The organism is Streptomyces sp. NPDC001339, assembly GCF_042895955.1.
In the GTDB taxonomy this organism is placed as follows: Bacteria; Actinomycetota; Actinomycetes; order Streptomycetales; family Streptomycetaceae; genus Streptomyces.
In genome coordinates this window covers 373,682-399,671 of record NZ_JBIAWT010000001.1, presented here as the reverse complement: position 1 = coordinate 399,671, position 25,990 = coordinate 373,682, and the positions used below count along the sequence as shown (strand labels likewise).

The window sequence follows — 25,990 nt, the reverse complement described above, 5'->3', positions numbered from 1 at the left end:
GCGGCCGGATCGCCCGGCACGCGCCCCAGGCTCGGGGCCGGTTCACCGGCGCCCGGAACCGGATGAAATAAATGTCTCGGCATCTGGACGGCGGACGGAATCCGCCGTCCGGTGCGTGAGACTTGTGCAAGAGCACATGTCAAAAAGAGCACATGTCGAAAATCGCTGGTCGATGAGAAGCAGAGGTCGAATGATGCGTACGCGTCCGCTGAAGGTGGCGCTCCTGGGCTGTGGTGTAGTCGGCTCAGAGGTGACGCGCATCATGACGACGCACGCGGACGACCTCGCGGCCCGTATCGGCGCGCCCGTGGAGCTCGCCGGGATCGCGGTGCGCCGCCCCGACAAGGTGCGCGAGGGCGTCCCGGCCGAGCTGGTCACCACCGACGCGACCGCGCTCGTCAAACGGGGTGACATCGACGTCGTGATCGAGGTCATCGGCGGTATCGAGCCGGCCCGGACCCTGATCACCACCGCGTTCGAGCACGGGGCGAGCGTGGTGTCGGCGAACAAGGCGCTGGTCGCGGCGGACGGCGCGGCGCTGCACGCGGCGGCCGAGGCCAAGGGCGCGGATCTGTACTACGAGGCCGCCGTCGCGGGGGCGATTCCGTTGGTGCGGCCGCTGCGGGAGTCGCTGGCCGGCGACAAGGTCAACCGGGTCCTCGGCATCGTCAACGGCACCACCAACTTCATCCTCGACAAGATGGACGCGACCGGTGCCGGCTACAGCGAGGCGCTGGACGAGGCGACCGCACTGGGGTACGCGGAGGCCGACCCGACCGCGGATGTCGAGGGGTTCGACGCCGCCGCCAAGGCCGCGATCCTGGCCGGTATCGCCTTCCACACCCGGGTGACCATCGACGATGTGCACCGCGAGGGCCTGACGGAGGTCACCGCTTCCGACATCGCCTCGGCCCGGCGGATGGGCTGCACGGTCAAGCTGCTGGCGATCTGCGAGCGGGCGGCGGACGGCGCGTCCGTCACCGCGCGGGTGCACCCGGCGATGATCCCGCTGACGCATCCGCTGGCCTCCGTCCGCGAGGCGTACAACGCGGTCTTCGTGGAGGCCGAGGCGGCCGGCCGGCTGATGTTCTACGGGCCGGGCGCGGGCGGTGCGCCGACCGCCTCCGCGGTCCTCGGCGACCTGGTCGCGGTCTGCCGCAACAAGCTCGCCGGCGCCACCGGCCCGGGTGAGTCCGCGTACACCCGGCTGCCGGTCAGCCCCATGGGCGAGGTCGTCACGCGGTACCACATCAGTCTCGACGTGGCCGACAAGCCCGGCGTCCTGGCGCAGGTCGCGACGGTCTTCGCCGAGCACGGCGTATCGATCGACACGGTGCGCCAGACGGGCAAGGACGGCGAGGCGTCCCTCGTCGTCGTCACCCACCGGGCGGCCGACGCGGCGCTGTCGTCGACCGTCGGGGCGCTGCGCGAGCTGGACACCGTGCGCGGTGTCGCCAGCATCATGCGGGTTGAAGGGGAGTAGAGGAACCCATGTCTGCCAAGTCCACTGTGACCACGACAAGCCGTCAGTGGCGCGGAATCATCGAGGAATACCGTGACCGGCTTCCGGTCAGCGACACGACCGAGGTCGTCACCCTCCGGGAGGGCGGCACGCCGCTCGTACCGGCGCAGGTGCTCTCCGAGCGCACCGGCTGTGAGGTGCATCTCAAGGTCGAGGGCGCCAACCCCACCGGCTCCTTCAAGGACCGGGGCATGACGATGGCCATCACCCGCGCCAAGGAGGACGGCGCCAAGGCCGTCATCTGCGCCTCCACCGGCAACACCTCGGCCTCGGCCGCCGCCTACGCGGTCCGGGCCGGCATGGTGTGCGCCGTGCTGGTGCCGCGGGGCAAGATCGCGCTCGGCAAGATGGGCCAGGCGCTGGTGCACGGCGCGAAGATTCTCCAGGTCGACGGGAATTTCGACGACTGTCTGACGCTGGCCCGGGGCCTGTCCGAGAACTACCCGGTCGCACTTGTGAACTCCGTGAACCCGGTGCGGATCGAGGGCCAGAAGACCGCCGCCTTCGAAATCGTCGACATGCTCGGCGACGCGCCGGACATCCATGTGCTGCCCGTCGGCAACGCCGGCAACATCACCGCGTACTGGAAGGGCTATCAGGAGTACGCGGCCGACCGGATCGCCGGCCGCACCCCGCGGATGTGGGGTTTCCAGGCCTCCGGCAGCGCGCCGCTCGTGCGGGGCGAGGTCGTCAAGGACCCGCACACCATCGCCACCGCGATCCGCATCGGCAACCCCGCCTCGTGGGCGTACGCGGAGCGCGCGCGGGACGAGTCCGGCGGCTTCATCGACGAGGTGACGGATCGTCAGATCCTCGCCGCGTACCGGCTGTTGGCCGCGCGGGAGGGCGTCTTCGTGGAGCCCGCCTCGGCCGCCTCGGTCGCCGGTCTGCTCAAGGCCGCCGAGGAGGGCAAGGTCGACCCGGGCCAGCGCATCGTCTGCACGGTCACCGGCAACGGCCTCAAGGACCCGGACTGGGCGGTGGCCGGCGCGCCGCAGCCGGTCACGGTGCCGATCGACGCGGACATCGCGGCCGAGCGCCTCGGTCTCGTCTAGGGCCTGGGCCTCGTCCAGGGCCTGTCCGACGGGCCCGGGCCGGATCCGTCGGACAGGCTCCGGCCCGCGTGGCGCAGGGTACGGCCGTACGGTCCGACCTGCGGAGACGCGGGCGCCGGGTGCGGGACGGTGAGCGTTCCGCACCCGGCGCCGCCGCGGGTCCCGCCACCCGCGACAGCAAACTGTGCAAAGACTGCAAAGCCCGGCGAAGGAAGCGCGCGGTGAACTCGGGGCGCGGGAAGGTGTGCGACACGCATCGTGCGCCTCCTGTGCGCCCTATGTCGCGACAGAACCTTCCTTCGATAGGCTGGCAGTCAACTCCCCTCCCCACGGCATAACGCAGTGGTGTTCAGGGCAGGTCAGAACAGACCCCACGAGCCGGCCGGGCACCTCGGTGCCGCGGCGCTCCGGGGCAGTACCGCAGCATCAATCAAGGAGAGTCATCGAGCGATGGCCGGTCCCGCGTTCCGCGCCGCCGCCGTCCGGGTGCGCACCCCCGCTACCAGCGCCAATCTCGGCCCCGGCTTCGATGCCCTGGGACTTTCCCTGGGCCTGTACGACGATGTCGTGGTGCGCGTCGCCGACTCCGGGCTGCACATCGACATCGCGGGGGAGGGCGCCGACACCCTGCCGCGCGACGAGAACCACCTGCTCGTACGGTCGATGCGTACCGCGTTCGAGGTGCTCGGCGGACAGCCGCGCGGCCTGGAAATCGTCTGCGCCAACCGCATCCCGCACGGCCGTGGCCTGGGCTCCTCCTCGGCCGCCATCTGCGCCGGTATCGTCGCCGCCCGCGCCGTGACGATAGGCGGCGAGCAGAAGCTCGACGACGCCGCGCTGCTGGAGCTGGCCACCGAGATCGAGGGCCACCCCGACAACGTCGCCGCCTGCCTGCTCGGCGGCTTCACACTCGCCTGGATGGACACCGGGAGTGCCCGGGCGATCCGGATGGATCCCGTCGATTCCATCGTTCCGGTGGTCTTCGTGCCCGGAAAGCCGGTGCTCACCGAGACCGCCCGCGGACTGCTGCCGCGCACCGTCCCGCATGTGGACGCGGCGGCCAACGCAGGTCGTGCCGCACTGCTCGTCGAGGCCCTGACCAGGCGCCCCGAGCTGCTGCTCGCCGCGACCGAGGACCGACTTCACCAGGATTACCGCACCCCGGCGATGCCGGAGAGCATGGCCCTGGTGAACCGGCTGCGCGCGGACGGCGTCCCCGCAGTCGTGTCCGGCGCGGGCCCGACGGTGCTCGCGCTGGTCGACGAGGCCGCGGCCGAGAAGGTCGCGGCACTGGCGGGAGAGGGGTGGGCGGCCAACCGGCTGACCCTCGACGCGGCAGGCACCTGTGTGCTGCCGCTCGCCGGGTGATCACACGGTTGATCGACGATTGCCGGTCTTGGAGAGGGGGAATGTTTGTTGGATCCGGTAGTGTTAACCTCAAGTCAGTACCCGACGCCTGAGCGGCGCGGTGCTTCGTGTCCCCCATCGGGACCACTTTCTTCCGGGAGCTTCCCCATCTGCTTGGAGCACATGGCCTGAGCAGAAGTGAGCACGCTCCGGAATCGGCGTGACGACATGGGCCACTCTGCATCTCTTCACGCCGGAGCCATGAACTGATCTTTCCGCCACTTCCGGCGGGACCACCGCCCCGGTCCGGTCCGCAGCACCACAGGGACCCGGCCGGACAGCACAACCGGTCGCCGAGCCAGACAGGCCGACGCCCGCTCCAGGGAAGGACCCTTCGTGAGCGACACCACCGATCTGATGGGCGCGCGCACCGATGGCAGTGCCACCACGCCCGCCACGGACGCTCCCGCCGCGCCTGCAACCACACGTCGCCGCCGTTCCGGCACCGGCCTTGACGGCATGGTCCTGGCAGAGCTGCAGCAGGTCGCCTCCGGCCTCGGTATCAAGGGCACCGCGCGGATGCGCAAGAGCCAGCTGATCGAGGTCATCAAGGAGAGGCAGGCCGGGGGCACTCCCCAGGCCGGCTCGGGCACGGCCGCCAAGGCCGACGCGCCCGCCGAGACCGCGACCAAGCCCAAGCGCCGTACCACCTCCAAGGCCCGCACCGGTGACGACACCGCGGAGCCGGCCGCCGCCAAGGCGGAGAAGGCCGGACGGGCCGCCAAGGCCGAGAAGGCCGCGGACCAGGCCGGCACCCAGCAGCAGATCGACATCCCCGGCCAGCCGGTGAGTGACGAGCAGCCGGCCGGTGAGCGCCGCCGGCGCCGGGCCACCGCCGCCGCGGGCAGCCCGGAGTCCTCGGGCGACCTCAAGACCGACACCAAGGTCGAGGTGAAGACCGAGGCCAGGACTGAGGCCAGGACCGAGACCGCCCCGCAGGAGACCGGCGAGGGCCGGCCCGGCAAGACCGAGCGCCAGGAGCGCGGCCCGAAGGGCGAGCGCGGACGGCGTGACCGTGACCGCGACCGCCGCAAGGGCGACGCCGGTGACGGTGGCCAGGGGGGCCAGGGCGGCCAGCGTCAGCGGGACCGCGACCGCGACCGCCGGGACGACGACGACGACTTCGAGGGCGGCCGGCGCGGCCGCCGCGGCCGCTACCGCGACCGCCGGGGCCGTCGCGGCCGTGACGACTTCGGCAACGAGCCGCAGATCGCCGAGGACGACGTCCTGATCCCGGTCGCCGGCATCCTCGACATTCTCGACAACTACGCGTTCATCCGGACCTCCGGCTACCTGCCCGGCCCGAACGACGTCTACGTCTCCCTCGCCCAGGTCCGCAAGAACGGCCTGCGCAAGGGCGACCACGTCACCGGCGCGGTCCGGCAGCCCAAGGACGGCGAGCGCCGCGAGAAGTTCAACGCGCTGGTCCGGCTCGACTCGGTCAACAGCATGGCGCCCGAACAGGGCCGCGCGCGCCCGGACTTCGGAAAGCTGACGCCCCTTTACCCGCAGGAGCGGCTGCGCCTGGAGGGTGAGCCCGGCGGGCTGACGACCCGGATCATCGACCTGGTCTCGCCGATCGGCAAGGGCCAGCGCGGTCTGATCGTGGCTCCGCCGAAGACCGGCAAGACCATGATCATGCAGGCGATCGCCAACGCGATCACCCGCAACAGCCCCGAGTGCCACCTGATGGTCGTCCTCGTCGACGAGCGTCCGGAAGAGGTCACCGACATGCAGCGGTCGGTCAAGGGCGAGGTCATCTCCTCGACCTTCGACCGCCCCGCCGAGGACCACACCACGGTCGCGGAGCTGGCCATCGAGCGCGCCAAGCGCCTGGTGGAGCTGGGCCACGACGTGGTCGTCCTGCTGGACTCGATCACCCGTCTCGGCCGGGCGTACAACCTCGCCGCCCCGGCCTCGGGCCGCATCCTGTCCGGTGGTGTCGACTCCACCGCGCTCTACCCGCCGAAGAAGTTCTTCGGCGCGGCGCGCAACATCGAGGACGGCGGCTCGCTGACCATCCTGGCCACCGCGCTGGTCGAGACCGGCTCGCGGATGGACGAGGTGATCTTCGAGGAGTTCAAGGGCACCGGCAACATGGAGCTCAAGCTCGACCGGAAGCTCTCGGACAAGCGCATCTTCCCGGCGGTGGACGTGGACGCGTCCAGCACCCGTAAGGAAGAGATCCTCATGGGCAGCGACGAGCTGGCCATCGTCTGGAAGCTGCGCCGGGTGCTGCACGCCCTGGACCAGCAGCAGGCCATCGAGCTGCTGCTGGACAAGATGAAGCAGACCAAGTCCAACGCGGAGTTCCTGCTCCAGATCCAGAAGACGACGCCGACCGCGGGCAACGGCAACGACTGACGCCCCCCGCGCGCTCCGGCGCCGTCACCAGCGCCCCCCTCGCCTACGGGTGAGGGGGGCGCTGTGCTGCCCGGCTTGAGACGTTCCGCACAGATCCCCTTCCGGCGAACGCTTTCGGCCATGGCCGAAAACGGGACGAAAGGCCAGGTGAGCGGGGTGCGGCCGGCGCGCGCCCGGCGACCGGGCGCGGATTTTTCTAAGAGTTCGCTCATCTTTCGCTGTGCAACCCTTCCCGTCGACCCCCCGTCTGACAAGGCGCAACGTGCCGTGACGCCCGCAGCACGACGCGGCGGGGGTGGGCCGTGTCTCCAGGGCCGGGCCGAGCGAGCGAACGAGGACTGAGGAGCAGATGGCGGACAGCAACGGGACCGCGACGGCCGAACGCCGTTCCCGCGGCATACGTGCCACCGGCCGCCGGCGCAAGACACCGAGCCGGCGCCGCCGAATAGTCACCGTCTCCCTGTGCGCGCTGGCCGGCGTCGTACTGCTGGGTGGCGCCGGACTCGGATTCGTCTACTACCAGCTCAACGGCAACCTGAAGGGCGTCGACATCAACGCCGCCCTCGGCGCCGACCGGCCCCAGAACGTCAACGACGGCTCGATGGACATCCTCGTCATGGGATCCGACTCGCGCGCCGGCAAGAACAGCGACTACGGCCGCGACGAGGGCGGCGCCCGCTCCGACACGGCGATGATCGTGCACATCTACAAGGGCCACAAGAAGGCCAGCGTCGTCGGCATCCCGCGCGACACCCTCGTCGAGCGGCCCGACTGCACCGCCAACGGCAAGACCGTCCCCGGCCAGCGGCGGGCGATGTTCAACACCGCGTTCGAGGTCGGTGGCGCGCCCTGCGCCGTGAAGACCGTCGAGAACCTGAGCAAGATCCGGATGGACCACTTCGTCGAGGTGGACTTCACCGGCTTCAAGAAGCTCATCGACGCGCTCGGCGGGGTGGACATCACCACCACCAAACCGATCGACGACAAGTACAGCCACCTGAACCTGCAGCCGGGCAAGCACACCCTCGACGGCGAGAAGGCCCTCGGCCTCGTGCGCACCCGGCACGGCGTGCCCGGCGGCGACGGCAGCGACCTGGGCCGCATCCAGCTCCAGCAGGCGTTCATCAAGGCCCTGATGAACCAGGTCAAGAGCATCGGGCTGCTCACCAGCCCCACCAAGCTCTACAACATCGCGGAAACCGCCACCAAGGCCATCACCACCGACACCGACCTCAACTCGATCGGTGAGCTCAGCGGCCTGGCCAAGAGCCTGGGCGCCATCGGCTCGGAGAACGTCGACATGGTGACCCTGCCGGTGGCGGGGGACGCCGCCAACCCGGACCGCGTGGTGCCGCTGGAGCGGCAGTCCCAGCAGGTCTGGCAGGCGCTGCAGCAGGACAAGGACATCCCCAAGTCGGCGATCCAGGGCTCGGCCGGCGACAAGGGCGGCACCGGTAACTACGTGAAGTAGCGGGGCGGTCGGCGCACCGTGACGTCCGGGGGTCCGGCGGGCCCCGCGAGCGGCCGGGAATAGTTGCGCGGGTCCCCCGGTTTTGGGAGATACGGCTAGTCCTGGCAGACTGGACCGTCGGCCCCGGTTCACGTGACGCAACCCGCGACACGACCCGGTGCACTCCCGAACCTAGGAGAATCCCTTGAAGCGCGACATCCACCCGGAGTACGTCGAGACCCAGGTCAGCTGCACCTGTGGCGCGTCCTTCACCACCCGTAGCACCGTTGCCGGCGGCACCATCCGCGCCGACATCTGCTCCGAGTGCCACCCGTTCTACACCGGCAAGCAGAAGATCCTGGACACGGGCGGCCGCGTGGCCCGCTTCGAGGCCCGCTTCGGCAAGGCCGCCACTGCCAAGAAGTAGCGACTTTCAAGGCGCCGGTTCCTGGTCGCCCCTGCCCGGGGGCGACCGGACCGGCGTCTTTGTTTCGTCGTAGCCATCGTCAGCAGCCACCAGGTCAGCCAGCCAGCAGCCACAGCCAGCAGAGGAACCCACGATGTTCGAGGCGGTCGAAGAACTGATCGGCGAGCACGCCGATCTCGAAAAGCGGCTGGCCGACCCCGCGGTCCACGCCGACCAGCGCGAGGCCATGCGCCTCAACAAGCGCTACGCCGAGCTGTCCCCGATCATCGCGACGTACCGCGCCTGGAAGCAGACCGGCGAGGACATCGAGACCGCCCGCGAGCTCGCCGCGGACGACCCGGACTTCGCCGACGAGGTCAAGGAGCTCGACGTCCGCCGCGAGGAGCTCACCGAGAAGCTGCGGCTGCTGCTCGTCCCGCGGGACCCCAGCGACGACAAGGACGTCATCCTCGAGGTCAAGGCCGGTGAGGGCGGCGAGGAGTCCGCACTGTTCGCCGGCGACCTGCTGCGGATGTACCTGCGCTACGCCGAGCGGGTCGGCTGGAAGACCGAGATCCTCGACTCCAACGAGTCCGACCTCGGCGGCTACAAGGACGTCCAGGTCGCCGTGAAGACCAAGGGCGGGGGCGGCGCCACCGAGCCCGGCCAGGGCGTCTGGGCGCGGCTGAAGTACGAGGGCGGGGTCCACCGCGTCCAGCGCGTGCCCGCCACCGAGTCGCAGGGCCGTATCCACACCTCCGCGGCCGGTGTGCTGGTCACGCCCGAGGCCGAGGAGGTCGAGGTCGAGATCGTCGCCAACGACCTGCGGATCGACGTCTACCGCTCCTCGGGGCCCGGCGGCCAGTCCGTCAACACCACCGACTCCGCGGTGCGCATCACCCACCTGCCCACCGGCATCGTCGTCTCCTGCCAGAACGAGAAGAGCCAGCTGCAGAACAAGGAGCAGGCGATGCGCATCCTGCGCTCCCGGCTGCTGGCCGCCGCCCAGGAGGAGGCCGAGCGCGAGGCCTCGGACGCCCGGCGCAGCCAGGTCCGCACGGTCGACCGCTCCGAGCGCATCCGCACCTACAACTTCCCGGAAAACCGCATTTCGGACCACCGTGTGGGCTTCAAGGCGTACAACTTGGACCAGGTGCTCGACGGCGAGCTGGACCCGGTCATCCAGGCGTGCGTCGACGCCGACGCGGCGGCCAAGCTCGCCGCCGCGCAGTGACCCCCTCGGACCCGCAGGACCCGCAGGACCTGTAAGACCCGCACCACCTGTAGGACCCGCACCACCCCGTAAGACCTGCAAGACCCGCAAGAGACCCTGTACGTACCGGCCGGAGACCATCTCCCCGGGGCTGTGAAACCGGCGGCTGACGCCGCGAGCCCCCGGACCCCGGCCGATGAAGACGCAGCACTAGGAGGAAGGGCCCGTGAACCTGCTGCTCGCCGAGGTGGCCCAGGCCACCCAGCGGCTGGCCGACGCCGGCGTGCCCTCCCCGCGCTTCGACGCCGAGGAGCTCGCCGCGCATGTGCACGGCGTCAAACGAGGCGAACTGCACCTGGTCCCCGACGCGGACTTCGACGCCCGCTACTGGGAGGCGATCGCCCGCCGCGAGGCACGGGAGCCGCTCCAGCACATCACCGGCCGGGCGTTCTTCCGCTACCTCGAACTCCACGTCGGGCCGGGCGTGTTCGTGCCCCGGCCGGAGACCGAGTCGGTGGTCGGCTGGGCGATAGACGCCGTACGGGCCATGGACGTCGTCGAGCCGCTCATCGTCGACCTGTGCACCGGCTCCGGGGCGATCGCGCTGGCGCTGGCGCAGGAGGTGCCGCGCGCGCGGGTGCACGCCGTGGAGCTCTCCGACGAGGCCCTGGCGTACGCCCGCAAGAACGTCGAGGGGTCCCGCGTCGTTCTCCATCAGGGCAACGCGCTGACCGCGCTCCCCGAACTGGACGGCCAGGTCGACCTGGTCGTCTCCAACCCGCCGTACATCCCGCTGACCGAGTGGGAGTACGTCGCACCCGAGGCGCGCGACCACGACCCCGAGCTCGCGCTGTTCTCGGGCGAGGACGGCCTGGACACCATCCGCGGCATCGAGCGGACCGCACACCGGCTGCTGCGGCCCGGCGGCGTGGTCGTCGTCGAGCACGCCGACACCCAGGGCGGACAGGTGCCGTGGATCTTCGCCGAGGAGCGGGGCTGGGCCGACGCGGCCGACCACCCCGACCTCAACAACCGGCCCCGTTTCGCCACCGCGCGCCGGGTGACGCCATGACGCCCACCACCCCGATGAACCCCCCAACCGTTCGGTATCAGGAGGACCGCTGATGGCACGGCGATACGACTGCAGCGACGCGACCGACCGCGCGACCGGTCTGCGCGAGGCCGCCGCGGCCGTCCGCCGCGGCGAACTGGTCGTGCTGCCCACCGACACCGTCTACGGCATCGGCGCGGACGCCTTCAGCGCGGAGGCGGTCGCCGACCTGCTGGCGGCCAAGGGCCGCGGCCGCGGGATGCCTTCCCCGGTCCTCGTCGGATCCCCCAACACCCTGCACGGCCTGGTCACCGACTTCTCCGAGCAGGCCTGGGAGCTGGTCGACGCCTTCTGGCCCGGCGCCCTCACCCTCGTCGCCCGGCACCAGCCGTCGCTGGCCTGGGACCTGGGCGAGACCCGCGGCACCGTCGCCGTGCGCATGCCGCTGCACCCGGTCGCCATCGAGCTGCTGACCGAGTTCGGCCCCATGGCCGTCTCCAGCGCCAACCTCACCGGGCACCCGGCCCCGCAGGACTGCGACGCCGCACAGGAGATGCTGGGCGACTCGGTCTCCGTGTACCTCGACGGCGGCCCCACGCCCGCCGCCGTGCCGTCCTCGATCGTCGATGTCACCGGCAAGGTGCCCGTACTGCTCCGCGAAGGCGCGGTCAGCGCGGACGACCTGCGAACGGTGGTACCCGAGCTCGAGGTGGCCAATTGATGGCGCCCCTGGGGCGTGGCATAGCGGGACCAGGCGACCACCACCCGGTACCCCCGGCATCCGTCTTCCGGATCCTCCACGTCAGCACCGGCAATGTCTGCCGCTCGCCGATCACCGAGCGGCTGCACCGCCATGCCCTGGAGCGGCGGCTCGGCGAGGCGCACAGTGGTGGGCTGGTCGTGGAGAGCGCCGGCACCTGGGGGCACGAGGGTGCCCCGATGGAGGCGCACGCCGCCACGGTGCTCGGGGACTACGGCGCCGACCCGGCCGGCTTCATCGGCCGCGAGCTGCTCGACGAGCACGTCATCCGCGCCGACCTGGTGCTCACCGCGACCCGCGACCACCGGGCGCAGGTCATCTCGATGGGCCACTCCGCCGGGCTGCGCACGTTCACGCTCAAGGAGTTCAACCGGCTGGTGCGGGCCATAGACCCCGCCACGCTGCCCGAGCCCGACCCGGACCTGCCGGACGGCGGGCTGGTCGAGCGGGCCCGTGCGCTGGTCGGAGCCGCCGCGGCGCTGCGCGGCTGGCTGCTGGCGCCCAACCCGGAGTCCGACGAGGTCCACGACCCCTACGGCGCCCCCATCACCTTCTTCCGGTCCATCGGCGACGAGATCAACCAGGCCCTGGACCCGGTCGTCACCGCCCTCACGGGCGTCCCGGCCCGGGCCTGACGCGGACACGCGGGCCTGACGCGGACGCGCGGGCCTGGGGACTTCCGGCAGAGGCCCAGGCGCAGAAACGGGAAACGCCCCGGGCCCGGCGCAGACACGGGAATACGCCCCGGCCCTTGCCGGTTGTGGCCCGCAAGGGGGGCTCGCGTCCCCTAAGGGATCTGTTCGACCAACCCGTAAGGGCCGTCTCCCCCACCCGGCCCCGGCGGCGCGAGGCCGTACGCCGCGCCCGATCGGCGGACCGCGCCTACATTGGGACGTGAGTCCCGTACGAGGCCCGGAGCCAGCCATGCCCGCCACCACCGCGTCACCCCGCAGCGAGTCCCCGGCCGGCCGCGGCCCGGCCGCCGGGACGGTCGAGGAACGGGCCCGGGCGGCCGCCCCCGACGGCGCCACCCGGCCGGCCGGCGGGCCGGACTTCGCCGCCCTGCTGCGCCAGGACCCGGAGATCGCCGGCGTCCTGCTCGGCGAGAGCGCCCGGCAGAGCGACGGGCTGCAGCTGATCGCCGCGGAGAACTTCACCTCACCGGCCGTGATGGCCGCCCTCGGCTCCCCGCTGGGCAACAAGTACGCGGAGGGATACCCAGGCGCCCGGCACCACGGCGGCTGCGAGATCGTCGACCTCGCCGAGCGGATCGCGGTGGAGCGCGCCAAGGCCCTGTTCGGCGCCGAACACGCCAACGTCCAGTCCCACTCCGGGTCTTCGGCCGTTCTGGCCGCCTACGCGGCCCTGCTGCGCCCCGGTGACACCGTCCTGGCGATGTCCCTGCCGCACGGCGGGCACCTCACCCACGGATCGCCCGCCAACTTCTCCGGCCGCTGGTTCCACTTCGTCGGCTACGGCGTCGACGGCGGGACCGGGCTGCTGGACTACGACGCGATCGCCGCCCTGGCCCGCACCCACCGGCCCAAGGCGATCGTCTGCGGCTCGATCTCCTACCCCCGGCACATCGACTACGCCGCCTTCCGCGATATCGCCGATGAGACCGGCGCGTATCTGATCGCGGACGTCGCGCACCCGCTCGGGCTGATCGCCGGGGGAGCGGCGCCCAGCCCGGTCCCGTACGCGCATGTGGTGTGCGGCACCACCCACAAGGTGCTGCGCGGCCCGCGCGGCGGGATGATCCTGTGCGGCGGCGGGCTCGCCGAGCGGATCGACCGTGCGGTCTTCCCGTTCACCCAAGGGGGTGCGCAGATGAACGCGATCGCCGCCAAGGCCGTCGCCTTCCGGGAGGCCGCCGCGCCCGGCTTCCGCACGTACGCCCATCAGGTGACCGTCAACGCCGGGGCGCTCGCCGAGGCGCTGGCCGGGCAGGGGCTGGCGATCACCACCGGCGGTACGGACACCCACCTGATCACCGCCGACCCGGCTCCCCTCGGGCTGGACGCGCGCACCGCCCGCGGCCGGCTGGCGGCCGCCGGAATCGTGCTGGACACCTGCGCGCTGCCCGGCGCCGACGCGGCCACGGACCGGCGCACCGGCCTGCGGCTGGGCACCGCCGCGGTGACGACCCAGGGGATGGGCGAGGCGGAGATGGCGACGGTCGCCGAGCTGATGGCGGCGGCGCTGCGGGAGGACGGCACGGCCCGCGCCCGGACCGTCGCCCTGGTGCACGGATTCCCGCCGTACCCCGACCACGGGTGAGCGGCGGGACCCGGACCCGGGGGAGTGGCGGAAGCCGGCCCCGGGTGAGCGGCGGGACCGGGACCTGGACCCGGGGGAGGGGCGGAAGGCCCCCGCGGGAGTGGCGGAAACCCGACGCCGGACGACGGGCGGGAACCGTCCGCCGGCGCGGCCGCGTCTTGTCCGGTATTCGCGGTTCCGGCATTCCGCGGCTCCTGTGTTCACGGCCAGGGGCCCGACACGCATAGGGTGTGGGGCTGTGATGGCCAGCTATACCTGTGGGGCAGCCTGTGCGTGAATACCTGCTGACGCTGTGCGTCACGGCCGCGGTCACCTATCTGCTGACCGGGCCGGTGCGGAAGTTCGCGATCGCGGCCGGTGCGATGCCGGAGATCCGTGCGCGTGATGTGCACCGCGAGCCGACACCACGGCTCGGCGGGATCGCGATGTTCGGCGGGCTGTGCGCCGGTCTGCTGGTCGCCTCGCATCTGGCCAACCTCAAGAGCGTCTTCGACTCCAACGAGCCGCGGGCGCTGCTCTCCGGTGCCGCACTGATCTGGATCCTCGGCGTCCTGGACGACAAGTGGGGTGTGGACGCGCTGGTCAAGCTGGGCGGCCAGATGATCGCCGCGGGTGTGATGGTGCTCCAGGGCCTGACGATCCTGTGGATCCCGGTCCCCGGCGTCGGCACCGTCTCGCTCACTCCGATGCAGGGCACGCTGCTGACCGTCGCGCTGGTCGTGATCACGATCAACGCGGTGAACTTCGTGGACGGCCTCGACGGGCTGGCCTCCGGCATGGTGTGCATCGCCGCCGCCGCGTTCTTCATGTACGCGTACCGGATGTGGTTCGGGTACGGCATCGAGGCGGCCGCGCCCGCAACGCTGTTCTCGGTCGTCCTGATGGGGATGTGCCTGGGCTTCCTGCCGCACAACATGCACCCGGCCCGGATCTTCATGGGGGACTCGGGGTCGATGCTGATCGGTCTGGTGATGGCGGCCGGCGCGGTCTCGGTGACCGGCCAGGTCGACCCGGACGCGTTCAACCTGAAGGCGGGCGGTCTGCGCGAGGCCACGCACGCGATGGTGCCGGTCTACATCCCGCTGCTGCTGCCGCTGACGGTGATCGCGGTGCCGGTCGCGGACCTGATCCTGGCGATCGTGCGGCGGACGTGGAAGGGCCAGTCGCCGTTCGCCGCCGACCGCGGCCATCTGCACCACCGGCTGCTGGAAATCGGCCATTCGCACAGCCGGGCCGTGCTGATCATGTATTTCTGGTCGGCGCTGATCGCGTTCGGCGCGGTCGCCTACTCGGCGAACAACGCCAGCATGTGGATCGTGCTGGGCATCGTCCTGCTGAGCGCGGTGGGCCTGGTGCTGCTCCTGCTGCCGCGCTTCACGCCGCGGGCGCCGCGCTGGGCCGAGCGGATGGTGCCGCCCCGCTACCGCAGGGTCGTCCGTACGGAGGGGGCGCCGGCGACGGATGGCTCCGCCGGTGCGACGGAGGGGGAGCGGGAGCGCGAACCGGTTCCCGCGGGTGTGCACGGGGCCACCGCGATCGGCGACCGGTCACGATTCGTGGACCGGCGTAAGGCGGGAAGTCACCGCTGAGGCCCGTGTTTCGCTCGCTCGAACGAGGGGCGAAAACCGGATCGATCGACCGAATACCAGACAAAATTCCGGCCGTCAGTGCACCAACGCGCGCGTTCACGCTCAGGTGTGACAGGGTCCACACCAGGCAGGTAAAGACCTCATCAAATAGTTTGTGATACCGTTCACGAAACCCGGCGACAGAGCCGAAGGACCGTACTGCGACGGGCCCTCGGCCGCAGGCTGTGCCTCACGTCGGGTCTACGCTCGTCCCTGACGACATCCCCCACCCTTTGCCGGAGCGCCGCCATGCAGTCGAATGACGCCCGACTACTCCTTCACGCCGCTGTACCCACGCTCGCCGCCGCCGTTGTCGCGGTCGGAGTGAGCGCGGTGGTCGCGGGGGCGCACGGAGTGGTCGGCGCCGTGGTCGGCGCAGCTCTTGTGCTGCTGGTGATGGGCTCGGGCCTGGTGGTGCTGCAGCGGACCGCCAAATCGCTTCCGCAGCTGTTCCAGATGATGGGACTCATGCTGTACGCCGTGCAGATCCTGCTTGTTGTGGTCTTCATGGCGATCTTCAAGGACACCACGCTCTTCAACACCAGGGCGTTCGCTTTCACGTTGCTCGCGACGGTGCTGGTGTGGATCGCCGCACAGACGCACGGGCACATGAAGGCAAAGATTCTGTATGTGAATCCCGACTCCGCCGACACGAGCAAGGCGGAGGCAGCGGGGTCGCCGACGTGACACGTAGGGCCGGGATAAAAGCCCTAGCCAGGGCCTGCTATCGTCCGGTGCCAACTGCGGCGCAGTCGGCGCAGGTGGCTGAGCTCCCGACTTCCACGGGACGGGGCGGGCGAAGCTCCCGGCCGATACCTGTGATCCGGCCCGGCCCCGAGCCGGCCAGCCGCCCCTCAATCCGTAAGACCAGTCCAGTGCCGCTCCGTGGCTCAACGCCGCGCCGACACAACGAGGTTGCCGTACCCATGCGCCACGCTGAAGGAGCTCGCGGTGAGTGCTGAAACGATGCTCGCCTTCGACACGGAGTGCCATCTCTTTATTCCGGGGTGTGGCTTCGAGGCCCCGGGCCTTCATTCGTTCGTCTTCGAGCCCCTTTTCACCATCGGTGGCTACGAGATCAACAAGCCGATGCTGCTGGCCGCGCTCAGCACGGTCGTCGTGGTGGGGTTCTTCTGGGCCGCCTTCGGCCGCGCCAAGGTGGTGCCCGGCAAGCTGCAGATGATCGGTGAGGCGGGTTACGACTTCGTGCGCCGGGGTCTCGTCTACGACGCCCTGGGGAAGAAGGAGGGCGAGAAGTACGTCCCCTTCATGGTCTCGCTGTTCTTCTTCGTGTGGATCATGAACCTCTGGTCGATCATCCCGATCGCCCAGTTCCCGGTGACGTCGATCATCGCCTTCCCCCTCGGCCTCGCCCTGGTGGTCTACATCACCTGGCTCGGCCTGACGTTCAAGCGGCAGGGTTTCGTCGGCGGTCTGAAGAACCTGAGCGGCTACGACAAGTCGCTCGGCTGGGTTCTCCCGCTGATCATGTTCCTGGAGCTCCTCCAGCACCTGATCATCCGGCCCTTCACGCACGCGGTCCGGCTCTTCGCGAACATGTTCGCGGGCCACATGCTGATCCTGATGTTCACCGTGGCCAGCTGGTACATGCTGAACGGCATCGGAATCGCCTACGCGGGCGTCTCGTTCGTGATGACCATCGTGATGACCGCCTTCGAGGTGTTCATCCAGGCCATCCAGGCGTACATCTTCGTGCTCCTGGCCTGTAACTACATCCAGGGCGCGCTCGCCGAGCACCACTGAGCCCCCCGGTTCCGCTCCACCAGCCCGTACAGAAGTCCGGTGGCCAACCCCCACCGGTCCATGAAAGAGAAGGAAGACACGGCATGTCCGCGACTCTTGAACTCGCTGCCGGCCTCAAGGGCAACGTCGCCTCCATCGGCTACGGTCTCGCCGCCATCGGCCCCGGCGTCGGCGTCGGCATCATCTTCGGTAACGGCACCCAGGCCCTGGCCCGTCAGCCCGAGGCGGCCGGCCTGATCCGTACCAACCAGATCATGGGCTTCGCCTTCTGCGAGGCGCTGGCCCTCATCGGCATCGTCATGGGTTACGCGTACCCGTCCTAATCGCGGCACGCACTGACGACGTCCATTCAGACGGAAGGCACTGATGTGAACCCCCTGGTGCACATGGCGGCGGAGGTTCCGGAGAACCCCCTCTTCCCGCCGATTCCAGAGCTGGTCATCGGCCTGGTTGCCTTCTTCATCGTCTTCGGTTTCCTCGCCAAGAAGCTCCTCCCGAACATCAACAAGGTTCTGGACGAGCGCCGTGCGGCGATCGAGGGCGGCATGGAGAAGGCCGAGGCCGCCCAGGCCGAGGCTCAGCAGGTCCTCGAGGACTACCGGGTCCAGCTCGCCGACGCCCGCCACGAGGCCGCGCGTCTGCGCCAGGAGGCGCAGGAGCAGGGCGCGACGCTCATCGCTGAGATGCGCGCCGAGGGCCAGCGGCAGCGTGAGGAGATCATCGCTGCCGGCCACGCCCAGATCGAGGCGGACCGCAACTCGGCCGCGCAGTCGCTGCGCCAGGACGTGGGCAAGCTCGCCACCGAACTGGCCGGCAAGCTCGTCGGCGAGTCCCTCGAGGACCACGCCCGGCAGAGCCGGACCATCGACCGCTTCCTCGACGAGCTCGAGGCCAAGGCGGCGACGGACGCGACGAAGGCTGAGGCCGGCCGATGAACGGAGCGAGCCGCGAGGCACTCGCCTCCGCACGCGAGGCTCTCAACGCGCTGACGGACAACGCCTCCGTCGACGCCGCGAAGCTCGCCGAGGAGCTGGCTGCCGTCACCGCTCTGCTCGACCGCGAGGTGTCGCTGCGTCGGGTCCTCACCGACCCGGCGCAGGCCGGCGAGGCCCGCGCCGAGCTGGCCCGGCGGCTGCTCGGCAGCCAGATCGGCGGCCCGGCCGTCGACCTGGTGACCGGCCTGGTCCGCTCCCGCTGGTCGCGCTCGCGTGACCTGGCGGACGCGATCGAGGAGCAGGCGTACAGCGCCGACCTCGTCGCGGCCCAGCGGACCGGCGCGCTCGACGACGTCGAGGACGAGCTGTTCCGGTTCGGCCGGATCATCGCCTCCAACGGCGAGCTGCGTCGCGCGCTGACCGACCGGAACGCGACGGTCGCGGCCAAGACGGAGCTGCTGCGGTCCCTGCTGGGCGGCCGGGCCGACCCGGTCACCGAGCGGATCGTGACCCGTCTTGTCGCACAGCCGCGGGGCCGTAGCCTGGAGGCAGGGCTCGAAGCCCTCGCCAAGCTGGCGGCGAGCCGCCGGGACCGGATGGTCGCGGTGGTCACCACCGCGGTGCCCCTCAGCGACGGGCAGCGGCAGCGCCTGGGTGCCGCCCTGACCACGCTGTACGGGCGGCAGATCCACCTGAACCTCGACGTGGACCCCGAGGTCCTCGGCGGCGTCCAGGTCCGGATCGGCGACGAGGCCATCAACGGGACCATCGCGGAGCGCCTCGACGAGGTGTCCCAGCGGATGGCCGGCTGAACCAGCCACCAACACAAGCATGACGGCGGCCCGAGTTGGGCCGTAAGCGGAAACCCTGGGGGACCAGCCCCCAGACCCCGCACGTAACTTCGGGCCCAACAAGGAGAGCAGGGAACCCAGATGGCGGAGCTCACGATCCGGCCGGAGGAGATCCGGGACGCGCTGGAGAACTTCGTCCAGGCGTACAAGCCGGACGCGGCCTCGCGCGAGGAGGTCGGCACGGTTAGCGATGCCGGTGACGGCATCGCACACGTCGAGGGCCTCCCCTCGACGATGGCGAACGAGCTGCTGAAGTTCGAGGACGGCACGCTCGGTCTTGCGCTGAACCTGGAGGAGCGCGAGATCGGTGCGGTCATCCTCGGTGAGTTCAGCGGCATCGAGCAGGGCCAGTCGGTGCAGCGCACCGGCGAGGTGCTCTCGGTCGCCGTGGGCGAGGGCTACCTCGGCCGCGTCGTCGACCCGCTGGGCAACCCGATCGACGGCCTCGGCGAGATCGAGACCGAGGGCCGCCGCGCCCTGGAGCTGCAGGCCCCGGGCGTCATGGTCCGTAAGTCGGTGCACGAGCCGATGGAGACCGGCTACAAGGCCGTCGACTCGATGGTGCCGATCGGCCGCGGCCAGCGTCAGCTGATCATCGGTGACCGCCAGACCGGCAAGACCGCCCTGGCCGTCGACACGATCATCAACCAGCGCGACAACTGGCGCTCGGGCGACCCGAAGAAGCAGGTCCGCTGCATCTACGTCGCCATCGGCCAGAAGGGCTCCACCATCGCGTCCGTGCGCGGCGCGCTGGAGGAGGCCGGCGCCCTGGAGTACACCACCATCGTCGCCGCCCCGGCGTCCGACCCGGCGGGCTTCAAGTACCTGGCGCCCTACACCGGCTCGGCCATCGGCCAGCACTGGATGTACCAGGGCAAGCACGTCCTGATCATCTTCGACGACCTCTCGAAGCAGGCCGACGCCTACCGCGCCGTGTCCCTGCTGCTGCGCCGCCCGCCGGGCCGTGAGGCCTACCCGGGTGACGTCTTCTACCTGCACTCGCGTCTGCTGGAGCGCTGCGCCAAGCTCTCCGACGACATGGGCGCCGGTTCGATGACCGGTCTGCCGATCGTCGAGACCAAGGCGAACGACGTGTCGGCGTTCATCCCGACCAACGTCATCTCCATCACCGACGGCCAGTGCTTCCTGGAGTCGGACCTGTTCAACGCGGGCCAGCGCCCGGCGCTGAACGTCGGTATCTCCGTCTCCCGTGTCGGTGGTTCCGCCCAGCACAAGGCCATGCGCCAGGTCTCCGGCCGGCTCCGCGTGGACCTCGCCCAGTACCGCGAGCTGGAGGCGTTCGCCGCCTTCGGTTCCGACCTGGACGCGGCCTCCAAGGCGCAGCTGGAGCGCGGTAAGCGCATGACCGAGCTGCTCAAGCAGGGCCAGTACGCCCCGTTCGCGGTCGAGGACCAGGTCGTCTCCATCTGGGCCGGCACCAACGGCAAGATGGACGACGTCCCGGTCGAGGACATCCGCCGCTTCGAGCGCGAGCTCCTCGACCACCTCCACCGGGAGAAGAAGGACCTGCTGACCAGCATCCGCGAGGGCGCCAAGATGTCGGACGACACCATCGGCGCGATCTCCGAGGCCGTCGAAGGCTTCAAGCGGCAGTTCGAGACCTCGGACGGCAAGCTGCTCGGCGAGGACACCCCCGCCACCAGCAAGTGACGACGGAAGGGACCTGATCCATGGGAGCCACGCTCCGGGTCTACAAGCGTCGCATCCGCTCCGTCACCGCGACCAAGAAGATCACCAAGGCGATGGAGATGATCGCCGCCTCGCGCGTCGTCAAGGCGCAGCGCCAGGTGGCGGCGTCGACGCCGTACGCGAGTGAGCTGACCCGCGCGGTGACGGCGGTTGCCACGGGCTCGACCACCCAGCACGCCCTGACGACCGAGGCGGAGAACCCGACCCGGGCCGCGCTGCTGCTCATCACGAGCGACCGCGGTCTGGCCGGCGGCTACTCCTCCAACGTGATCAAGGCCGCGGAGCAGCTCACCGAGCGGCTCAAGGCCGAGGGCAAGGAGGTCGACGTCTACATCGTCGGCCGCAAGGGTGTGTCGTACTACGCCTTCCGTGACCGCAAGGTCACGGAGTCGTGGACCGGCTTCACCGACAGCCCGACGTACGGGGACGCCAAGGCGATCGCCGCACCGCTGATCGAGGCCGTGCAGCGGGACACCGCCGAGGGCGGGGTGGACGAACTCCACATCGTCTACACCGAGTTCGTCTCGATGATGACGCAGACCGCACTCGACGACCGCCTGCTGCCGCTCAGCCTCGCGAAGCCGGCCGCGTCGGAGGAGGGCACGTCCAAGGGCGAGCTCCTCCCGCTGTTCGACTTCGAGCCGTCGGCCGAGGACGTCCTGGACGCCCTGCTGCCGCGGTACGTCGAGTCGCGGATCTACAACGCGCTTCTGCAGGCCGCCGCCTCCAAGCACGCCGCCACCCGGCGTGCGATGAAGTCGGCGACCGACAACGCGGAAGAGCTCATCAAGTCGCTCTCGCGGCTTGCCAACGCGGCCCGCCAGGCCGAAATCACCCAGGAAATCAGCGAGATCGTCGGTGGCAGTGCCGCACTGGCCGACGCGACCGCGGGGAGTGACTGAACACTATGACCACCACTGTTGAGACGGCCGCTGCCACGGGCCGCGTCGCCCGGGTCATCGGCCCGGTCGTCGACGTGGAGTTCCCCGTCGACGCGATGCCGGACATCTACAACGCGCTGACCGTCGAGGTCGCGGACCCGGCCGAGGCCGGTGCCAAGAAGACCCTGACCCTCGAGGTCGCCCAGCACCTGGGCGAGGGCCTGGTCCGTGCGATCTCCATGCAGCCCACCGACGGCCTGGTCCGCCAGGCCCCGGTCACCGACACCGGCACCGGCATCACCGTGCCCGTCGGTGACATCACCAAGGGCAAGGTGTTCAACACCCTTGGCACGATCCTGAACAAGCCGGAGGCCGAGGCCGAGGTCACCGAGCGCTGGCCGATCCACCGCAAGGCCCCGTCCTTCGACCAGCTCGAGTCCAAGACCGAGATGTTCGAGACCGGCGTCAAGGTCATCGACCTGCTGACCCCGTACGTCAAGGGCGGCAAGATCGGTCTGTTCGGTGGTGCCGGTGTCGGCAAGACCGTTCTGATCCAGGAAATGATCTACCGCGTGGCCAACAACCACGACGGTGTGTCGGTGTTCGCCGGTGTCGGCGAGCGCACCCGTGAGGGCAACGACCTCATCGAGGAGATGACGGACTCCGGCGTCATCGACAAGACCGCGCTGGTCTTCGGTCAGATGGACGAGCCCCCGGGCACCCGTCTGCGCGTCGCGCTGGCCGGCCTCACCATGGCCGAGTACTTCCGTGACGTCCAGAAGCAGGACGTGCTGTTCTTCATCGACAACATCTTCCGCTTCACGCAGGCCGGCTCCGAGGTCTCGACCCTGCTCGGCCGGATGCCGTCCGCGGTGGGTTACCAGCCGAACCTGGCCGACGAGATGGGTCTCCTCCAGGAGCGCATCACCTCGACCCGTGGTCACTCGATCACCTCGATGCAGGCGATCTACGTCCCCGCGGACGACCTGACCGACCCGGCGCCGGCGACCACCTTCGCCCACCTGGACGCGACCACCGTTCTCTCGCGTCCGATCTCGGAGAAGGGCATCTACCCGGCGGTCGACCCGCTGGACTCGACGTCCCGGATCCTGGACCCCCGCTACATCTCGCAGGACCACTACGACTGCGCCTCGCGCGTCAAGACGATCCTGCAGAAGTACAAGGACCTCCAGGACATCATCTCCATCCTCGGTATCGACGAGCTCGGTGAGGAGGACAAGCTCACCGTCTACCGCGCCCGTCGCATCGAGCGGTTCCTGTCGCAGAACACCCACGTGGCGAAGCAGTTCACCGGTGTCGACGGCTCGGACGTGCCGCTGGACGAGTCGATCGCCGCGTTCAACGCGATCGCCGACGGTGAGTACGACCACTTCCCCGAGCAGGCCTTCTTCATGTGCGGTGGCCTCGAGGACCTGAAGAACAACGCCAAGGAGCTGGGCGTCTCCTGACCCCGGCACCGGTCCCGGGGGCGGCCCTGGCCGCCCCCGGTCCGTACGACCACTAGTATTTGACCCAACATCTGCCACGCCAGGCAGGTGGAGACCCGAGGAGCCATCGTGGCTGAGCTGCACGTCGAGTTGGTCGCCGCGGACCGTCAGGTCTGGTCCGGCGAGGCCAGCCTGGTCGTCGCGCGCACCTCGTCGGGCGACATCGGCGTCATGCCCGGACACCAGCCGCTGCTCGGCGTGCTGCAGTCGGGCCCGGTGACGATTCGTACGACCGGCGAGAGCGGTGACGGTACCGTCGTCGCCGCGGTGCACGGCGGCTTCATCTCGTTCGCCGACAACAAGCTGTCCCTGCTCGCAGAGGTGGCCGAGCTGTCGGACGAGATCGATGTCCAGCGCGCGGAGCGGGCTCTGGAGCGAGCGAAGTCGGACGCTGACGCGGCCGCCGAGCGTCGCGCCGATGTCCGGCTGCGCGCGGTGACGGGCGTTCACTGAGCCCCGTCACCGACGAGATCGATCCTCAGCCGCGGGCTGCCCGGAATTGTCCGGAGCGGCCCGCGGCTGAGGCAATGCAGGTGCTTTTCCGTCCCCGTGCCTGAACGGCGCGGGGTACCCCAACGAGGCGAGGAGGTCGGTCGGGATGGTCCTCGCTCTGCTTGTGAGCGGCGCGGTCGTGGTGCTGTTGCTGCTGGGACTGTTCGTCTTCGGGCTGAGACGGCGGCTCATCCAGCGGTCCGGCGGCACCTTCGACTGCAGCCTGCGCTGGAACGTGCCGGAGAGCGAGACCGGCGGCAAGGGCTGGATCTACGGCGTGTCGCGCTACAACGGTGACCGGATCGAGTGGTTCCGGGTGTTCTCGTACGCGCCCCGGCCCCGGCGCCTCCTGGAGCGCTCCGCCATCGAGGTCCTGGAGCGGCGCACCCCCCAGGGCGAGGAGGAGCTGGCGCTGCTCTCCGACTCCGTCGTCCTGGCCTGCCGGCACCGCGGCACCCGTCTGGAGCTGGCGATGAGCGAGGACGCGCTCACCGGCTTCCTCGCCTGGCTGGAGGCGGCCCCGCCGGGGCAGAGGGTGAACGTGGCCTGACGACGGGCCCTACGGCCCGGCCACCCCCAACTCCTGGGCCAGTACCGCCGCCTGCACTCTGCTGCGCAGCTCCAGCTTCGCCAGCAGTCGGCTGACATGGGTCTTCACGGTGGCCTCCGCCATGGCCAGCCGCAGCGCGACATCGGCGTTCGACAGGCCCCGGCCCAGACACCCCAGTACCTCCCGCTCGCGCGGGGTCAGCACGTCCAGGACCGACGGATCCGGTGCGGCACGCTCACCCGACGGCCGCGCCGCCGTAAGGGGACGGGCGAACTCCGCGATCAGCCGCCGGGTCACCGCCGGCGCGATCAGCCCCTCCCCGGACGCCACCGTACGCACCGCCGACAGCAGCGTGCCCGCGTCGCTGTCCTTGAGCAGAAAGCCCGCGGCGCCCGCCCGCAGCGCCCCGAAGACGTACTCGTCCAGATCGAAGGTGGTCAGCACCAGGACGTCCGCCAGCTGCTCGGACACCACCTGCCGGGTCGCGGTGACGCCGTCGAGCCGGGGCATCTGGATGTCCATGAGGACGAGATCGGGGCGCAGCTCGCGGGCGAGCCGTACCGCCTCCTCACCGTCCACCGCCTCCCCGACGACCTCGATGTCGGGGGCGGTGCGCAGGATCAGGACCAGCCCGGACCGTACGGCGGACTGGTCCTCGGCGACGAGAACCCGGATCGGCCGCGCCTCGGCGCCTGTCATCGTCCCTGCATCGGCGCCTGTCATCGTCCCTCTACCTCCTCGGCGGCGGGCAGCGCCGCCCGCACCAGCCAGACTCGGCCGGCCGGACCGTTCTCCGGACCGGCCCCGAACTCCCCGCCCAGCAGGGCGATCCGCTCCCGCATCCCGACCAGGCCGCTGCCGGAGCCGGGGGCGCGGGGGCCGGGCCGGTCGGCGTACGGGCTGCGGACGGTGACGGTGAGCGCGCCGCCGCGCTCCTGGGCGATCCGCACCCGTACCTCGCCCGGTGCGGCGTGTTTGAGCGCGTTGGTCAGCGATTCCTGGACGATGCGGTACGCGGCGAGCCCGGCCGGGGACGCCGGCCCCCGTCCGTGCTCCGGCCCCTGTCTGTGCTCCGGCCCCCGTCCGTCGTCCGGCCCCCGTCCGTCCGTAGGGCGCGCGTCGTCCAGGACGAAGGTCAGCCCACTGCGCGCGCCGTTCGCCCGGGCCTGGGCGACCAGCGCCGCCAGCCCGTCCAGGGACGGCACCACGGCCGGCTCCGCCGCGTACCCGCTCGCCTCCGGGTCCCTCAACAGCCCGATGAGATGCCGCATTTCGGCCAGGCCCTGCACACTGTTCTCGCGGATCACCCCGAGCGCCTCCCGGGTCGCCGCCGGATCGTCGACGGCCTGTGCGGCGGTGGCGTGGATGGCGATCGCGGACAGGTGGTTGGCGACCAGGTCGTGCAGCTCACGGGCCATCCGGGCGCGCTCCCAGGCCACCGCCTGGGCGCGGTCCATCTCGGCCAGCAGTGCGATCCGCTCGGCGCGCAGCCGGGCGGACTGCGCGGCGTCGCGGTGGTTACGGATGATCAGGCCGGTCCACGCCGGGGCGATGGTGATCAGCGCGACGGCGATGACGACCACCACCACCTGCGGGTTCGGCCAGAGCGCGGTGAGGACGACGGCCGCCACGACGGTCACCAGGACCGAGTGCACCGGGATCCGCCGGGCCGCGCTCGCCGGGCCGTAGAGCACCGCCGCGTAGATCACGTCGGTGAACATCACGACCGTGGCGACCAGCGTGCCGGTGCACATGTCGAGCACCAGCGCCGGTACGGCGACGGCCAGCGCGGCCATCGGGGCCGTACGGCGCAGCAGCTCGGCCCCGGACATCGCGGTGAGCGAGACCAGGGTGAGCCAGACGGGCAGCCCGAACCGCGGGGGACCGCCGTGCACCCCGAGCGTCCACAGGAGCAGCCCGCACAGCAGTCCGCCGCCCGCGACGAGCACGTCGAGACGATGCGGCCGGCGCACGGCGGCGGGGGATCCGGCGGCGGGGGATCGGGCGGTCACCCCTCCATGAAACACGGTGCCGGGCCCTGCCGTGGCCCCGCCCGCGTCATCCCCGCACCTCCCGCGCTACATCGAAAGATGCAGTCCCGGATCGTCACTCGTGACGACGTTCCGGCCGGAAGCCGCTGGAAACCTTGAGGTGTTCGTGCAG

At 70.6% G+C, this 25,990-nt stretch carries 24 protein-coding genes; 22 read left to right on the top strand and 2 right to left on the bottom strand.

Annotation, left to right across the window (positions count from 1 at the left end; all coding sequences use genetic code 11):
* Positions 1 to 190 precede the first annotated feature (190 nt).
* From ACFY12_RS01685 to ACFY12_RS01580, 22 genes are all read left to right on the top strand, one after another.
* Positions 191 to 1,483: a homoserine dehydrogenase gene (locus ACFY12_RS01685; RefSeq protein WP_390713689.1), complete on the top strand. Its 1,293-nt coding sequence runs from the start codon at positions 191 to 193 to the stop codon at positions 1,481 to 1,483.
* A gap of 8 nt (positions 1,484 to 1,491) precedes the next feature.
* Positions 1,492 to 2,577, top strand: coding sequence for a threonine synthase (thrC, locus tag ACFY12_RS01680; RefSeq protein ID WP_390713688.1), 1,086 nt, complete (start codon positions 1,492 to 1,494; stop codon positions 2,575 to 2,577).
* Between the two features lie 450 nt (positions 2,578 to 3,027).
* The gene (gene thrB / locus ACFY12_RS01675; protein WP_390713687.1) at positions 3,028 to 3,945 is read left to right on the top strand and encodes a homoserine kinase; all 918 of its coding nucleotides are present in this window, start codon (positions 3,028 to 3,030) and stop codon (positions 3,943 to 3,945) included.
* Between the two features lie 375 nt (positions 3,946 to 4,320).
* Positions 4,321 to 6,348 carry a transcription termination factor Rho gene (gene rho / locus ACFY12_RS01670; protein ID WP_390713686.1) on the top strand — a complete coding sequence of 676 codons (2,028 nt, stop codon included), beginning with the start codon at positions 4,321 to 4,323 and terminating at the stop codon, positions 6,346 to 6,348.
* Between the two features lie 349 nt (positions 6,349 to 6,697).
* Positions 6,698 to 7,819, top strand: coding sequence for an LCP family protein (locus ACFY12_RS01665; protein ID WP_390713685.1), 1,122 nt, complete (start codon positions 6,698 to 6,700; stop codon positions 7,817 to 7,819).
* A 184-nt stretch (positions 7,820 to 8,003) separates the two neighbouring features.
* Positions 8,004 to 8,225: a 50S ribosomal protein L31 gene (rpmE, locus tag ACFY12_RS01660; RefSeq protein ID WP_390713684.1), complete on the top strand. Its 222-nt coding sequence runs from the start codon at positions 8,004 to 8,006 to the stop codon at positions 8,223 to 8,225.
* A gap of 133 nt (positions 8,226 to 8,358) precedes the next feature.
* Positions 8,359 to 9,438, top strand: coding sequence for a peptide chain release factor 1 (gene prfA, locus ACFY12_RS01655; protein ID WP_390713683.1), 1,080 nt, complete (start codon positions 8,359 to 8,361; stop codon positions 9,436 to 9,438).
* A gap of 205 nt (positions 9,439 to 9,643) precedes the next feature.
* Positions 9,644 to 10,489, top strand: coding sequence for a peptide chain release factor N(5)-glutamine methyltransferase (gene prmC, locus ACFY12_RS01650; protein ID WP_390713682.1), 846 nt, complete (start codon positions 9,644 to 9,646; stop codon positions 10,487 to 10,489).
* 52 nt (positions 10,490 to 10,541) lie between these two features.
* Complete coding sequence (locus ACFY12_RS01645) at positions 10,542 to 11,189, top strand: L-threonylcarbamoyladenylate synthase (protein WP_390713681.1); 648 nt, start codon at positions 10,542 to 10,544, stop codon at positions 11,187 to 11,189.
* A complete protein-coding gene (locus tag ACFY12_RS01640) occupies positions 11,186 to 11,863 on the top strand; it encodes a protein-tyrosine-phosphatase (protein WP_390713680.1) in 678 nt (225 codons plus the stop codon). Before ACFY12_RS01645 ends, ACFY12_RS01640 begins: the two co-directional genes overlap by 4 nt.
* Before the next feature lie 289 nt (positions 11,864 to 12,152).
* A complete protein-coding gene (gene glyA, locus ACFY12_RS01635) occupies positions 12,153 to 13,508 on the top strand; it encodes a serine hydroxymethyltransferase (protein ID WP_390713679.1) in 1,356 nt (451 codons plus the stop codon).
* A gap of 257 nt (positions 13,509 to 13,765) precedes the next feature.
* Positions 13,766 to 15,097 carry an MraY family glycosyltransferase gene (locus tag ACFY12_RS01630; protein ID WP_390713678.1) on the top strand — a complete coding sequence of 444 codons (1,332 nt, stop codon included), beginning with the start codon at positions 13,766 to 13,768 and terminating at the stop codon, positions 15,095 to 15,097.
* 288 nt (positions 15,098 to 15,385) lie between these two features.
* A complete protein-coding gene (locus ACFY12_RS01625) occupies positions 15,386 to 15,823 on the top strand; it encodes a hypothetical protein (RefSeq protein WP_390713677.1) in 438 nt (145 codons plus the stop codon).
* A 279-nt stretch (positions 15,824 to 16,102) separates the two neighbouring features.
* On the top strand, positions 16,103 to 16,900 hold the full coding sequence (gene atpB, locus ACFY12_RS01620) for a F0F1 ATP synthase subunit A (protein WP_390714340.1): 798 nt from the start codon (positions 16,103 to 16,105) through the stop codon (positions 16,898 to 16,900).
* A gap of 83 nt (positions 16,901 to 16,983) precedes the next feature.
* Positions 16,984 to 17,223: an ATP synthase F0 subunit C gene (atpE, locus tag ACFY12_RS01615; RefSeq protein ID WP_003981314.1), complete on the top strand. Its 240-nt coding sequence runs from the start codon at positions 16,984 to 16,986 to the stop codon at positions 17,221 to 17,223.
* Between the two features lie 63 nt (positions 17,224 to 17,286).
* Positions 17,287 to 17,835, top strand: a complete 549-nt coding sequence (locus ACFY12_RS01610) for a F0F1 ATP synthase subunit B (protein ID WP_390714339.1) — start codon at positions 17,287 to 17,289, stop codon at positions 17,833 to 17,835.
* Positions 17,832 to 18,647, top strand: coding sequence for a F0F1 ATP synthase subunit delta (locus tag ACFY12_RS01605; protein ID WP_390713676.1), 816 nt, complete (start codon positions 17,832 to 17,834; stop codon positions 18,645 to 18,647). The genes ACFY12_RS01610 and ACFY12_RS01605 overlap by 4 nt, the downstream gene beginning before the upstream one ends.
* A 120-nt stretch (positions 18,648 to 18,767) precedes the next feature.
* Entirely contained in the window at positions 18,768 to 20,357 is a 1,590-nt protein-coding gene (gene atpA, locus ACFY12_RS01600; RefSeq protein ID WP_390713675.1) for a F0F1 ATP synthase subunit alpha, read from the top strand.
* 20 nt (positions 20,358 to 20,377) lie between these two features.
* Positions 20,378 to 21,298, top strand: coding sequence for a F0F1 ATP synthase subunit gamma (locus ACFY12_RS01595; protein WP_390713674.1), 921 nt, complete (start codon positions 20,378 to 20,380; stop codon positions 21,296 to 21,298).
* Positions 21,299 to 21,303: 5 nt separating this feature from the next.
* Positions 21,304 to 22,746 (top strand): F0F1 ATP synthase subunit beta, encoded by a 1,443-nt coding sequence (gene atpD / locus ACFY12_RS01590; protein ID WP_390713673.1) that lies wholly within the window; start codon positions 21,304 to 21,306, stop codon positions 22,744 to 22,746.
* A gap of 108 nt (positions 22,747 to 22,854) precedes the next feature.
* Positions 22,855 to 23,238, top strand: a complete 384-nt coding sequence (locus ACFY12_RS01585) for a F0F1 ATP synthase subunit epsilon (protein WP_030981912.1) — start codon at positions 22,855 to 22,857, stop codon at positions 23,236 to 23,238.
* A 145-nt stretch (positions 23,239 to 23,383) separates the two neighbouring features.
* Positions 23,384 to 23,827 (top strand): DUF2550 domain-containing protein, encoded by a 444-nt coding sequence (locus tag ACFY12_RS01580; protein WP_066926741.1) that lies wholly within the window; start codon positions 23,384 to 23,386, stop codon positions 23,825 to 23,827.
* Positions 23,828 to 23,836: 9 nt separating this feature from the next.
* Here the strand turns inward: ACFY12_RS01580 and ACFY12_RS01575 are convergent, their stop codons facing one another.
* Both ACFY12_RS01575 and ACFY12_RS01570 read right to left on the bottom strand, forming a co-directional pair.
* Entirely contained in the window at positions 23,837 to 24,526 is a 690-nt protein-coding gene (locus ACFY12_RS01575; RefSeq protein WP_390714338.1) for a response regulator, read from the bottom strand.
* A 20-nt stretch (positions 24,527 to 24,546) separates the two neighbouring features.
* Positions 24,547 to 25,839, bottom strand: coding sequence for a sensor histidine kinase (locus ACFY12_RS01570; RefSeq protein WP_390713672.1), 1,293 nt, complete (start codon positions 25,837 to 25,839; stop codon positions 24,547 to 24,549).
* Positions 25,840 to 25,990: the final 151 nt, after the last annotated feature.